At 40.0% G+C, this 14067-nt stretch carries 12 protein-coding genes and 1 rRNA gene; 5 read left to right on the top strand and 8 right to left on the bottom strand.

What is annotated here, in order from left to right; genetic code table 11:
- Positions 1-9: 9 nt before the first annotated feature.
- Together MAR181_RS03780 and MAR181_RS03775 are read right to left on the bottom strand one after the other, a co-directional pair.
- Entirely contained in the window at positions 10-948 is a 939-nt protein-coding gene (locus MAR181_RS03780) for an AEC family transporter (protein WP_013795269.1), read from the bottom strand.
- A gap of 10 nt (positions 949-958) precedes the next feature.
- On the bottom strand, positions 959-1891 hold the full coding sequence (locus tag MAR181_RS03775; protein WP_013795268.1) for a LysR family transcriptional regulator: 933 nt from the start codon (positions 1889-1891) through the stop codon (positions 959-961).
- A gap of 128 nt (positions 1892-2019) precedes the next feature.
- On the opposite strand from MAR181_RS03775, the gene MAR181_RS03770 reads away from it, so the two are divergent.
- The 4 genes from MAR181_RS03770 (at position 2020) to MAR181_RS03755 (ending at position 6956) form a co-directional block, all read left to right on the top strand.
- On the top strand, positions 2020-2718 hold the full coding sequence (locus MAR181_RS03770) for a pirin family protein (protein ID WP_013795267.1): 699 nt from the start codon (positions 2020-2022) through the stop codon (positions 2716-2718).
- Between the two features lie 419 nt (positions 2719-3137).
- The gene (locus MAR181_RS03765; protein WP_013795266.1) at positions 3138-4301 is read left to right on the top strand and encodes a hypothetical protein; all 1164 of its coding nucleotides are present in this window, start codon (positions 3138-3140) and stop codon (positions 4299-4301) included.
- Positions 4298-4807 (top strand): polysaccharide biosynthesis/export family protein, encoded by a 510-nt coding sequence (locus tag MAR181_RS03760; RefSeq protein ID WP_013795265.1) that lies wholly within the window; start codon positions 4298-4300, stop codon positions 4805-4807. Before MAR181_RS03765 ends, MAR181_RS03760 begins: the two co-directional genes overlap by 4 nt.
- A 1-nt stretch (position 4808) precedes the next feature.
- Positions 4809-6956, top strand: coding sequence for a GumC family protein (locus tag MAR181_RS03755; protein WP_013795264.1), 2148 nt, complete (start codon positions 4809-4811; stop codon positions 6954-6956).
- Between the two features lie 293 nt (positions 6957-7249).
- On the opposite strand, the gene MAR181_RS03750 is transcribed toward MAR181_RS03755, so the two are convergent.
- The 5 genes from MAR181_RS03750 to dctP are packed head-to-tail and all read right to left on the bottom strand — an operon-like array spanning position 7250 to position 12886.
- Entirely contained in the window at positions 7250-8767 is a 1518-nt protein-coding gene (locus tag MAR181_RS03750; RefSeq protein WP_013795263.1) for a malonate--CoA ligase, read from the bottom strand.
- Positions 8760-10025 (bottom strand): malonyl-CoA decarboxylase, encoded by a 1266-nt coding sequence (locus tag MAR181_RS03745; RefSeq protein WP_013795262.1) that lies wholly within the window; start codon positions 10023-10025, stop codon positions 8760-8762. The genes MAR181_RS03750 and MAR181_RS03745 overlap by 8 nt, the downstream gene beginning before the upstream one ends.
- The gene (locus tag MAR181_RS03740; protein ID WP_013795261.1) at positions 10022-11338 is read right to left on the bottom strand and encodes a TRAP transporter large permease; all 1317 of its coding nucleotides are present in this window, start codon (positions 11336-11338) and stop codon (positions 10022-10024) included. The genes MAR181_RS03745 and MAR181_RS03740 overlap by 4 nt, the downstream gene beginning before the upstream one ends.
- On the bottom strand, positions 11338-11889 hold the full coding sequence (locus MAR181_RS03735; protein ID WP_013795260.1) for a TRAP transporter small permease: 552 nt from the start codon (positions 11887-11889) through the stop codon (positions 11338-11340). Before MAR181_RS03735 ends, MAR181_RS03740 begins: the two co-directional genes overlap by 1 nt.
- Positions 11890-11899: 10 nt before the next feature.
- Positions 11900-12886 (bottom strand): TRAP transporter substrate-binding protein DctP, encoded by a 987-nt coding sequence (dctP, locus tag MAR181_RS03730; protein WP_013795259.1) that lies wholly within the window; start codon positions 12884-12886, stop codon positions 11900-11902.
- A 196-nt stretch (positions 12887-13082) separates the two neighbouring features.
- Between dctP and MAR181_RS03725 the strand changes: the two genes are divergently transcribed.
- Positions 13083-13736: a GntR family transcriptional regulator gene (locus tag MAR181_RS03725; protein ID WP_041651597.1), complete on the top strand. Its 654-nt coding sequence runs from the start codon at positions 13083-13085 to the stop codon at positions 13734-13736.
- Between the two features lie 126 nt (positions 13737-13862).
- Here MAR181_RS03725 and rrf read toward each other — a convergent pair.
- A 5S ribosomal RNA gene (gene rrf, locus MAR181_RS03720) occupies positions 13863-13977 on the bottom strand.
- Positions 13978-14067: the final 90 nt, after the last annotated feature.

Genomic DNA, 14067 nt, shown 5'->3' with positions numbered 1-14067 from the left:
TTCTCGCTGCTATTGAATCACCAACTGACTCAACCAAATACAGATAGGCAGAATTAAAATCGACATCAGAGTTTGCAAGGTAATATAGGCCGCCATTTTATCCGCGTCTCCTCCTAGCTGTCTGGCCAACGCGTATGCCGATGTTGCGGTTGGTACAAAGCCAAACAAAACGGCCACAAGGGCAGGCAACCCTGTCACATCCAACCACCAGCAAGCCAAAATAATGGTCGCAGGGAAGACTAAAAATCGCGCGGTAGCAGACAACCAAAAAGTAGCTCCGACTGAACGAATAGCGTCAATTCTTACACTGGCACCAACCGCCAACAGCACCATAGGCAAAGCGGATTTCGCCAGCATATTCGCCACATCAGATACCACCAAAATCGGTGTTAATCCCAATAAATTCAAGCTGACACCCAAAGCAATGGAAATGATCAGTGGATTACGAATTAAGGCGCCACTTAACAACCTAGGTAAGCTGTGACTTTTACTAGACGATGAGCCATGCATAATCACCATGGAAATCACCATAAACACATTGATCGACGGCACCAAGATAGCCCCTCCCAGTATCGCTAACACCAAACCTTCGTCACCATACACACTGCCGGCTATAGCCAACACAATAAAGGTGTTAAACCTAACGCCTGCTTGCAGCATTGAAGAAGCGGTTGGCGCTTCAATCTTCAACAACCAAGTGAGCAAAAAAACAAACACCGCTGTGACCACCAGAGCCAGCAACAAGATCAATGCATAACTCGCTAACATGCCATTAGAAAAATCGATTTGAGAGGTGTTAGCAAACAATAAAGCAGGGAACAGTAACCAATAGGTTAATTTATCAACACTCCCCCAGAAGCCATCAGCAGGAAAGCGTAAGCGCTGGCACAAAGCTCCAGCCATGAGCAAGACAAAGACAGGTAAAATAGATAACGAAATACTAAACACACACACTCCTTTAGTGTAAATCGACACCGTTCTTTACGCTTAATACAGACACTAATTGCCAATCTTGTCGCATTAGCTGTTCAACGAACCAAGTTAACCCCCGGCCTGGTTGCTCTTTTCGCCATGCTAAATAGGCCATTTGATTTGGTCTCGGCAATTCACACTGCCTCAACACTAAACGCCCAGTCTTCAACTCATCAAGAATGCGATGCTTAGGCAAATAACCTACTCCTAAACCAAGGCATTGAGCTTGAATCTTACTGCGCATGGAGTCCACTCGAATCACTTGGCGTGCCTCAAAAATGCCGCTATTTCTCGCAGGCAAGATTTTTGAACTATCGGCCACGACAATTGCGGGGTATTGCCGTAATTGCATCGCCGTGATGGCACCTTCCAGCAAGGCTAACGGATGTGTTGGTGCGACAGCAAACACAAACTCTAATTCACCCAGTGCTCGCGTATGAACATGACCTTTTGGCAATTCTCCTGTCGCACCAATCACCAAATCGGCTCGATCATCTTGCAAAGCATCCCACGCGCCCCCCATTGCCTCTTCTGACAACGTCAGTTCAAGCGGACGATTATGCTTCAAAAACTCTCCAACAACGGTCATTAAAGGCCTCTCTAATAACGCCGTATCCCTTGCTATTCTTAACTTTGGCTCCCAACCAGACTCCAGTTGCTTAATGGAATCTTCCAAACGCGTTGCCGCATCTAAAATGCTTTGCCCTTGCTCTAATACCAGCAAACCCGCTGGTGTCAGAATCGCCTTTTGTCTTGTACGATCGAACAAAGAAACCCCAAGATCATCTTCTAGTTTTTTTACCGTATAAGTCAAAGCAGACGGTACCTTAAACAAAGCCTCAGCCGCCGCTGTAAAGCTGCCGAATTGATGAATAGCATCCAAAACCCTTAACGCTTCCAAAGTCACTGCATGTGCCATCGCCAAACCTTTCTTCAAATTTTTTGAAATACTAACTCAAAAGCTTCCGATTTTCTTTCTTATAGCCCTCTTCTAAACTGACCCTATTCTCGTAGAGGACATTTTACAAAATAAATAGGAGACAGATTATGATTCAGTTACGCTCGGCAAATGATCGCGGCCACGCTAATTTTGGCTGGCTCAACAGCTATCACAGCTTTTCCTTTGGTAGCTATTTCGACCCACAACATATGGGATTCTCTCACCTTAGAGTCATCAACGATGACACCGTCAGGCCAAGTGCCGGCTTTGAAACACATGGTCACAAAGACATGGAAATTCTCAGTCTAGTATTGCAAGGCACCATCGCACACAAAGACAGTACAGGGAATGTTGAAACGCTACCAGCGGGCGAATACCAACTAATGTCGGCCGGTACAGGAATCTATCACAGCGAATTCAATGCCTCAGACAATGAAACACTGAAATTTTTGCAGATTTGGATTCAACCCAATCGTTTAGGCGGCGATCCTGGCTACCAACAAAAAGCTTTCGGCGAAGCGGAAGGTTTAACCAACATTATCACGCCGAATGGTCAAGATGGTACCTTAGCTATCAAGCAAGACATGCGTTTACATCAACTCATCATGGCAGAACAAACGCAATTGACTTGGCAGGCCGACGCTAAACGACACTATTACATTCACTTAATTGAGGGTGAACTGAGTTTAGCCACTGACATCACGATGAAGTCAGGAGACGGTGCAAAAATTCAAGATATTAAACAAATAACCTTCACAAAATTAAGTCAATCACGCTGTAAAGCGCTGCTATTTGATCTCGCATAAGTTAATTGATAATGGGTAATAGCTTTACTTAAAAACATAAGTTAAGGCTATTACCAAAGATAAATACACATACCGACACACTGCTTTTTACTTAGCTTTCCTGTAGAACCCTAAATTATCGCTAAACACACATTTACTCACTAGCAAAATCCATGAAAGATAAATTATCTGCGATTTAAGCTCATAACTGAACGTATAGAAGTTAATAAGCTTTTGATTTTATGTAAATAAAAATCATCGTGCATGAAATAAGGCAGCAATATCATATACAACAAATGACCTAAACTAATATGACAGACTGACTAAAAGTTTGCATTACTGACAAAAAAAAAATATATTGATTGTATCTTTTTGTAACCATATGTATCTGCATTTACTTTCGATGGACATGCAGCAAACTTTAAGCAGGAAAATACACCATGATGTTACAGCTGGGACGCATCACCATAATTGGTCTAGTGTCAAAAATGGCCCTTAACCCACCTTCTGTTTATGCTGAAAGTTTAGGCTATACATTGGGAAGCTCCAGTATCGAAGCGGATTTACAGGCAGGTCATAAAGCCTCTTCCTACCAGAATTCTAGTCTTTATTATCAACCTAGTCTTAACCTACAAAGTACTATTCTCGGAGGCACATATGGCCTTCAAGGGCTATACGGATACAGCTTATACTCCCCCGAAGACAAAGCAGACGAAGCCCAAAGTCAAACGCTAAAAATGAGTTCTTTTTGGTCTCCTACATCGTCAAATACCTTTTTTTTAAATAGCAATGTAAAACAAGAAGATGAGCAACGCGGCACTGGCCTTACCTCTGATCTAGAAAACATTAACGATGAACTTAATTCTTTTGAAGATCATAGTGCAAATGCAAGATATGTATTTTCTCAGTCAGGACAAAAGAGCCTATATTTTTTAGCGGGTTATGCCTTTGATAAAAAGCACTATAAATCAGACACCAATCTAGCGCTTAATGCGAACCTAAATGAACAAACACGTTCATTAGACTTAGGCTACCAATGGTTAGAAGATAAAAAAATCTACTATAAATACGAAAAGGTAAAACAAGAATACCCTGATGTCATTGACCGATCAAAAAATAGTAAAAGTACTATCTCAGCATTGGGAATAACCTGGCCTATTTCTTTTATTACGGATCTATCCATAACTTATGGAAAAGAAAATAAAAAACTTGACCTAAACCATTCCAGTCTAACAACAAGTTACTGGAATGGTGTGCTAACATGGTCTCCTCTTCCACACAGCCATTTTACGATTAAATCAGCCATCTCTCAAAAACCAAACACAAAAGTAAATCAAACACAAAATAAAGAAAGTGGGTTAACAGTCGAGTGGAATTACATTAGAACCCCAAACCATACAATATCCCTATCTGCTCAAAAATCCATAAAAAAAAGCATTATTAACAAAATTAAAGATACAGAAAAAATAACTCTATTGAATGTTAGTAACAAATATAGAAAGTACAAACTTTCGGCTAATTATGAGATCAAAGAATTTTCTTCTTCAAGTAAGGAATGGGCACTCTATCTTTCAATAGGTTATAATTTTGAGAAAACCCTATGATTAAGATTTATATTTCTTTACTTATACTTATATCAAGCAGTCATATTATTGCTAAAGATGAATATCTCATTAAAGCTGGTGATATCATTAAAATACATCTTTACGATGACAAAGAGGTCAATGTTACAGCCAAAATTGACACTTCTGAGACAGTAAATTTTCCTTTCATTGGCGATGTTAATGTATCAAAAAAAACCACTAAAGAAATAGAAAATCTGATAACAGAAAAATTGAAAGATGGGTATTTCATCAATCCTGAAGTTCATGTTTCCATCATCGAATACAGGCCTTTTTATATTAATGGTCAAGTTAAAAAACCTGGAGGCTTTCCCTACCAACCTAACATCACAGTGTCGATGAGTATTGCACTTGCTGGGGGCCTGACTGATAGAGCGTCTAATTCTGACTGGTATATAAAAAAACCTGGTGGAGAAAAAACTAAGGTCACAGGTGAAAGTTACATATACCCCGGGGATATATTAATCATAGAGAGAAGTTTTTTTTAATATGAGAGAACAAGGCATAAACAATGATGAGATTAATTTATTAGAAATCTTCTCTATCATAAATAATAAAAAATGGATGTTCTTCATCCTTATCCTTATAACATCATTCATTTCCTCATACATATATTATGAGACACCTGAAACCTACACATCTTCAGTTAATATTCAAGTCAATCTAAACAAAAAAAATGGAGGTTCGATTCTTGATGAACTTTCTTTTGGTGTAGGTCGATCCAATAGTTTCGGTTCTGAACTGGAACTCATAAAATCTCGAAACTTACTGTCTAATGTTGTTGATGTATTAAAATTGAACAAAGACATTCTGGAAGAAAAGCAAAAAAACCACATTCCAGATTACATTAAAACAACGCTTTCAAGTATTAATTCAGTTTTATCAAAATTCAATAAATCAATTAGTATCAATGAGATAAAAGAAGACTATATTGAAATACGTACGACAAAAAAACTCCAAGGCATGCTCTCCATTTCCTATTCAGAGTCTGGGGGATTCATTACGATTTCAATCACTTCTTATAATGCCGAGCTATCAAAAAATATTGTAAACACGATAGCCAACACCTATATTCAGTATAAGGATAGGGAAGTTGATCTAAGTGAAGAAAAAACTCTAAATTGGCTATCTGGCGAACTGAGAAATATAAAAAATGACATATTACGCTCAGAGAGCGAACTTAAAAGCTTATCAGGAAGTAATGACTCTCCAAACATAAAAATAATGATGGGATTGAAAGAAGATGAACTTAACACATTGTCTCATGACATAAAAAGACTAAAAGAAAAATTAAATATTGAAGAAGTCTATTTTAAAAAAATAAAAGAAACAAAAGATACCAATATCATTTTAGACTCTCCGTTAATTAATACAACAAATGAAATAGAAAGAACCAAAGGGTTAATTTCATCTTCTGAAACCAAACTACTCGAAGCAAGTTTTAAATATGGTCCAAAGCACCCTAACTACAAAATTCTTAATAAAAATCTAGAAAATGAAAAAAATAAACTAAAAACCCAAATAGAAAATCAGTTAAATATAAAAAAATCAATATTTGAGGTTGAAAAGAAAAAACTAAAAACGTTACAACAATCACTAACTGAAATAAAACTAGAATTAAAAAAACTAAACCAATCAGAAGACATTTATCTTGATAAACTAAGAGAAGTCGAAAGCTATCGTAACCTTTACAACATGACGTTAAAGCGATTCCAAGAAAGTCAAAGCATCAGCAAAATAAAAAGTGAAGTCGCCAGAGTGCTTGATTACGCTTTACTAATAGACGTCAAAAAGAACAATAATCGATATATTAAATCAATGTTAACTCTATTAGTCGGGGGAATTATCAGTTTATTCTTTAGTCTTTTATTAGGGCTACTAGATCAAAAAATCTATAATAAATCATCCTTAGAAAATATAACAAATCTTGCTGTATTAACAGCATTACCGAAAACCCCGTCTTCACTCAATACTTCCGACTCTTTTCAGTTTTCAACAGATAAAATCTATTTAGAATCTCTATATCGACTAAGAACTCAGCTTAGGTCTATTCATAAAGATAAAAAAATCATATCCATTGCGTCTACCAATGCAAAAGAAGGAAAGTCAACAACGGCTTTACACCTCGCTAAAGCTTTATCTGAGGTCGAAAAGACACTGCTTATTGATATTGATTTTAGAAGACAATCTATTACAAGCATTCTCAACATCCCTAAAGGTAAACCAGGCCTATCTGACATCATTATGAAAAAGTCTAAATTTTCTCAAGCGATCACGAAAAACTATAAAGAGGGATTTGATGTATTAGGCGTTGGAAACTTTTTAGACCATCCAAATTACTTACTTTCATCGCCAATGATGAAACAGTCCTTAGATCATCTCAGTAAATACTATGACAGAATCATTATCGAAACACCTCCCGCTCAAATTTTTTCCGATGCAGAAAGTGTATCAAAACTATCCGATGGGTTAATTATTATCGTGAAATCGGGTCATACTAGAAAGAAAGAATTAATTGAAATAATCAATAATTTTGAAATGCTTAAAGTGGATATATTGGGGACTATTTTAACTAAGATAAATTTTTCATCTCAGAAAAAACACTACAATAAATACATTCAAGAAAAAATAGCTTAGATTCTCATCGAGTCTAAACCATTAAAAATGCAAACCAAGGGGCTTGCCTTAATATTAAATTGTTACACACTTTAACACCACAAAGTACCTGAATATTATCAGGGTTAACACCTCATCCAGCGTATCATCCCCCCCCTGATATGAGATCCCAATCAATGGTTTGTTCAGCCAATGAGTGTATCTTTTTTTTAGTGTATCGGAGCAAAGTTAGATTCTACATTTTTCCCACACAGACACTTTCTACACAGACACTTTCTACACAGAATCCAATCAAACTCATAAGACAAAGAGTATCAATGGGTAAAAAGTCCTTTGTATGTTTCACGCAATATATTTTTTTGAACTTTCCCCATGGTATTTCTTGGTAAAGCATCAATAACAACAAGCTGACGAGGGTGTTTAAACCTTGCTAGGGCATCCTTCACCGCAAGCTGAATCTTATCAAGATCCACAAGTTTTTCATCGGCCACCAACACACCAACCACAGTTTCTCCAAAGTCTGGATGAGGAACACCAATAATGGCACTCTCGACGACCCCTGGCTGCTCATCCAGTATGAGCTCAATCTCTTTGGGGTAAATATTATAACCGCCCGATATAATAAGATCCTTATTTCGCCCCACGATACTGACATAACCCTCTTCATCAATCGTACCCAGATCCCCGGTAATAAAGTATCCGTTCGAACGTAATTCTTCGGCCGTTTTTTCTGGCATATTCCAATAGCCTTTAAAAACATTGGGACCACGGACTTCAATTTGCCCTATCTCTCCCGTTGGCAAAGTATCTCCCGTAACAGGATCGGTAATCTTTAACTCCACATTGGGCAAAGGGAAGCCAACCGTTCCAGCACGGCGCTCACCACGATAAGGGTTAGAGGTATTCATGTTGGTTTCTGTCATGCCATACCGTTCTAAAATACGGTGGCCAGTACGTTGTTCAAACTGTACATGCGTCTCAGACAATAAGGGAGCAGATCCGGAGATAAATAAACGCATATGCTGTGTCAACGCACGATTAAAGCGTTCATCATTCAACAGTCGCGTATAAAAAGTTGGTACCCCCATCAAGCTAGTCACGTTAGGCAATAACTCAATAACTCGATCAAGATTAAAGCTAGGTTCGAGAATGATTTTTGCGCCAGATTTTAACGCCACATTGACTGCCACAAACAGTCCATGAATATGGAATATCGGCAAAGCATGCAGCAACACATCTTCTTCTGTAAATTCCCATGCTTCCTTCAAGGTCTCACTATTCGATAACAGGTTATTTTGAGTTAACATAGCGCCTTTAGAGCGCCCAGTCGTACCAGAGGTATAAAGAAACGACGCTATATCATCATTAACACGATCTACTGTGGTAAATTCTATTGGTAAGCTCCGAGCGGCATCTGGCAGACTACCGGATAACCCATCATCAGACTGCGTCATTAATATGGCGTTATATTGCTTGGCCATATTCGCCATACTCGCCGCCAACTCAGGCTTACAAACTAAGAGTTTCGCGCCCGAATCTTTTACGAAATAATCGATTTCCGCTAGTGTATAAGCAGTATTCAATGGCAAATAAACCACACCAGCCTGAACACACGCAGCATACAAGGCGAGTGTTGAAACCGATTTACCTACTTGTGCAGCGAGACGATCACCCGGCTGCAGTCCTTGTTGGGTAATTGCATTGGCATATTGTGATGCCTGCTTTAAAAAAGCATCATAAGACACTTCTGATTTCGTTAAAGAATCGAAGATAAAGGTCGTTTGCTTTCCTTCATGGGCAGCAAATAAGCCATCATAAAGTGGATTAGACATTGTTTTTTTCTCTTAACAGTGGAGACAAGTTCTCGCATAGTTTATGAATATCTTGAATCGCCGAGATGTATCCCGTTGCGGCAAATTTCTCATGGTTTTCTGACACATTTTTCAATTCATAAAGGTAGTTCACCATGGCTCCTCCTGATTGCCTGATACCTTTATCAGATAAATCAGCATCGTTATGAATGGCATGTATTTTGGCCCCATTACCCAAATGGAAACGTGCAACAGGGTCGAGAGGCTTGCCACTTTGTCCTTTCTCATTAAGCAAATAATGGGCTGCCAACGACTTCATGTCATTAAAGGGTTCAGATGTTGTATCAATGCTCTGTTGCTGAGCCCATGTCATCAAACTAGGGATAGGCGATAAGGTGACAAAGTTTTTCAGGTTACTAAATCTTGAAGACAGGTCAGTCACTACCTGTTTAATTAGAGAGTTACCAAACGAAATACTATTCAGTCCTCGCTGACAATTAGAAATAGAATAGAAAACCGCCGTATCTGCTTCACTAATCAATATCTCTTCACGATCTTCAGATAAAACGGATTGAACAGAATTTGCAATGCCATGTGTTAAAGCAACTTCCACGAAAATCAACGGTTCATCAGGCATAGATAAATGAAAAAAAGCAAAGCAGCAACGATCTTCTGGCTGCATACGCCGACGCAAATCATCCCAACTGTCTATGGCGTGAACCGCCTCATAAGCAATGATCTTTTCTAGTATATGAGCGGGGGTTTCCCAATTAATCGGACGCAATACCAAAAAGCCACGATTGAACCATGAAACAAACAAATGACGGAAATCCAAGTCTAATGCGGCAAGCGCATCGGATTTCCCCTTCAATCTTAGTAAGTCGGCTCGCATATTTACTAACTTCCCCGTCGCCCCTGCAACTTGATTTAGACGCCGAATCAACTCTTGTCGTCTAGGCTCAACGGACTCCATATAACGAAGGTAGGTTTTTTTAGATGGCTGCTCTTTGTAATCCGCAAGCGCGCCTTCAACATCAACAGGGTTAATATCCATGTTGCTAGATAAATGATTAAAAAAGGAGAGTTTATCTTCATCTTCTAGCGTCTCAAAGCGATCAAGAATTTGCGTGGCCAGTGTGAGTCCTGACGATTCACCTGCCGTGCCGATTAAATTATCCGCCAAAACAATAATAGAGCTATCACTCTCTGTCTTATTTTTTGCGAGAGGTCGATAACGTCGATCAAAAATATGGCTTAACAACTCCATCATCATGCTCATATACGTGCTCCCATCACCATATCTGGCAACCAAGTCGCAATACTAGGAAACAAACACAAAAGAACAATCGCGATCACCATACAGGCGACATAAGGCAAAGAACCCAACAGAATTGTTTTTAAAGAAATATCAGGGGCAATCCCATTTATAACATACAAGTTCAATCCCACAGGCGGACTAATCAGGCCTATTTCCATATTAATGGTCAACACAACAGCAAACCAAATAGGATCAAAACCAGCAGACGTGATAATCGGTAACAAAATGGGTGCGGACATTAAAATAACCGCAACAGGTGGCAGGAAGAAACCAGCAATTAATAGAAAGATGTTGACCGCAATCATCAATACCCAACGATTGACCTCTAACGTTCCTATCCACTCTGCAATTGACTGGGTAATAAACAGGCTAGAAAGCATGTAGCTAAAAACACCTGCCGCTGCAATGATAAATAAAATCATCACACTTTCACGGGTACTATCTCGAAGCACAACCCATAGCGCCTTTGGATGCCATAAGCGATAAATTATCATCGCAACAAGCAGGCATAATAAAGCACCAACAGCGGCCGTTTCAGACGGCGTAGCCACCCCACCATACATGGCATACAACACCCCAGCGATAATCGCTAGAAATGGCACAACACGGGGTAAAATTTCAAAACGTTCGCGCCAGCTATAACTCCCTGTCGCGAGTAACTCTTTATTGCCAAACTTCCACGTTGAATACAAAGACCACACCATAAACAAAACAACCAACATCAAACCAGGCATAACCCCAGCGAGGAATAGTCGTCCAATGGATGTCTCTGTCGCAATACCATAAACAATCATAGTCACAGAAGGAGGAATCAGAATACCTAGGGTCCCTCCTGCAGCGATGGACCCCGCAGCAACACCATCTGGATAACCTCGTTTGCGCATTTCGGGAATGCCCATCTTACCAATTGCCGCACAGGTTGCAGGAGAAGAACCTGACATGGCAGCAAATAAAGCACAAGCCCCCAAGTTTGAGATGACCAAACCACCAGGTACGCGAGTTAGCCAACGCTCTAGCGCTTCATATAAATCAGCGCCTGCCCGAGTAGAGGCAATCGAAGAGCCCATAATGATAAACATAGGAATGGACAACAGTGCGAAACTATCCAGCTTACCAAAAAATATTTCAGGCAGAAGTTCTAAAGAACGCATGCCATCAAACACCAGCAAGAACCCTCCAGACACGATCAATAGGCCCACGGCCACAGAAACACCTGAAAATAATGTTAAAATCGTTAATACAGCCACAATTGCACCTAAGGCTAGAGGATCCATTATTTATCCTCCAAGCCAAAAGGCGTATCTTCACCAACAACAACCGCTAAAAAATCTGCGAACAATTGAAGAAACAATAGAAAAAAACCAACCGGCAATGCCAAATAAGGAATCCATAGTCGAACGCCCCAAACACTATCCGATCGCCAGTTACGTTCATAGGCTAGATGCCAATGCTCAAACGCATAAACAACCATAATAAGCACTATCATGATTGACAGTAGAAGGGTAAAAAAATACAAGTATTTTCGCATCCTAACCGATAACAGAATAGGGATTAGATCGACATTCACATGCCCTCGAAGCCTCTGCACATAAGACAACCCCATCAAAGTAGCCGATATCATCAGATAGACAACCGCTTCTGTTTGCCAAATAGTGGAAAGGTTAAGCACGGCTCGTACATAAATCATCTGACAAGTAATCCCGACAGCGCTCACTATCATCAGCGCCGCTAACCAACCAGATAAAGTAGAGAGCCAAGATACAATATAAATAAATTTATGCTGTATCCCTTGACTACCAATAGTCTGTCGATTTAATCCCGTCATGTTTTAATCCCTACTCAACAGCCAATGCTAAATCAAGTAATGCTTGGCCACCTGGAACATCCTCAGCAAACTTTTTGTACGATGTTCCTTTTGCAAGCTCTCGCCACTCGGTGAAATCTTCGGGCGTCATTTCAACGACTTCCACTCCTGCTTCGCGAAAGACTTCAGCCGAAACTGCATCTTGTTTTTTCGCTTCAAGCAAATAAAAATCTTGAGCTTTTTCCGATGCCGCCAATAAAGCCGCTTGTTGATCACTGTCTAAATCTTCAAATGTGGTTTTGTTCATTAATAGGGGTTGATACATAAACCAAAGTGCAACCTCTGCTGCAGGTGTATAGCACTTGGCTTGTTCATATATTCGATACGAGACGAACGAAGAGGAAGAAGTATTCGCACCATTAAGAACACCAGTTTGCATAGCATTATATATTTCAGACGACGCCATAGACGCAATAGAAGCGCCGGCCCCTGCTAACATTTGCTCAAACGACTTGCCCGCCGCCCGCATTTGCAAACCTTTCACATCAGCGGGTTTGGTAATACATCTGTCTTTGCCAACAAAGCCCCCAGCCAAATAACCATGAACCAGCACCATGACATCGTCTTCGGCCATTTTTTTCTCAATCTCTTTCATAAAGAGCGAACGACTCAAACGGGCAGCATGATCATGATTTTTTACTAAGCCAGGCATTAATGTCAGATTATAAGAGGGTTGTTGACCACCGGCATAACTAAGAGGAACCAAGGTCATATCTAATTGTCCACGACTAACAGGACGATATTGTTCGCGAGGTTTAAATAAAGATTTTGAGCCGAAAATTTTAATGCTCAAATCCACATTAGCGGCTTTCACCTCATCAGCAACCATCTGTGCTACCTGATGGCGAATATCTTTATTTGACCACTGATGAGAGAGTCTTAACTCTTCAGCACTGGCGAGAGCACTACTGCCTAGAATGGTCATAGCAATAAGGCTTTTTGAAAGGATTGTTTTCATTATTTTCTCTCCAACTGTTTTATTTTTATTTTAGAGAATTGCCCACTACATTATATGTTTGAAGAGTGGGTGAATGCGCAAACATCATAAGCCCCCACTGTTCATTTATAATACAGATAAGTTATAAGAATACACAAAAATGCATTCTTGTATACAATTTATTCGTATCCTTAATCATTGTGATACACTTAATTCCATGAAAAATTCAGACATCATTGCCAGTGCATTAGAAGAATCTATCCTACGTGGGGATTACCAAGTGGGAGAAAGGCTCAATGAAGTTAATCTCGCAACGCAGTTTGGGGTATCTCGAACGCCCATTCGTGAAGCCCTACAAAAACTGAGTAAATCAGGCCTTGTGGAACAAATCCACAGAAGAGGTGTATTCGTTCGCAGACACAGCCCAGTAGAATTGATTGAACTCTTTGAAGTCATGGCTGAACTGGAAGCGGCCTGTGGGAGACTGGCGGCTTTAAGAATATCTGACGAAGCGTTAACGCAATTAAAAGAAGCCAATAACAAATGCAAGGCGGCTATGCTCGCAGGAGAAGCCGACACCTACTATTATGCGAATGAAGTGTTTCATATGATCATTTATGAGCAATCAGGTAATAGCATTTTAGAACAGGAAACAAAGCGCCTTCATCAAAGATTAAAGCCTTACCGTCGCCTTCAGCTCCATGTCAGAGGTCGTATGCCACAATCCATGTCTGAGCATGAACAAATCGTAAACGCTCTCACATTAGCAGACGCTGATCAATCCGCTCAATTACTACGGGGTCACGTGGCTATTCAAGGCGAGAAATTTCGCCACTTAATGTCGAGCTTTGAAAGCATAAATAAAGCCTAAGCTGTTTTATAAAAGCCTCGCACAAGAATCGGAGTGATCTGAATCTTTTATCAGGATAGGCGATTCATTTCCTCCAGACGTAAAAAAGCCCTGACAGGATAACCTATCAGGGCTTCTTAATATAAAGCTTGACGACGACCTACTCTCACATGGGATCCCCCACACTACCATCGGCGATGGCGCTTTTCACTTCTGAGTTCGGGATGGGATCAGGTGGTTCAACGCCTCTATGATCGTCAAGCAATTCGGTTTGCGTATCGTTTCGGTTCGAGTTCTTCTACTCTGCAACCAAAACACGCGAATACGTTGCTTGGATCTTTAACAATTCATT

Origin of the sequence: Marinomonas posidonica IVIA-Po-181, assembly GCF_000214215.1 — a bacterium.
Taxonomy (GTDB): Bacteria; Pseudomonadota; Gammaproteobacteria; order Pseudomonadales; family Marinomonadaceae; genus Marinomonas; species Marinomonas posidonica.
The sequence above is the reverse complement of the archived record's forward strand: the minus strand, read 5'-3'. Positions and strand labels throughout refer to the sequence as shown.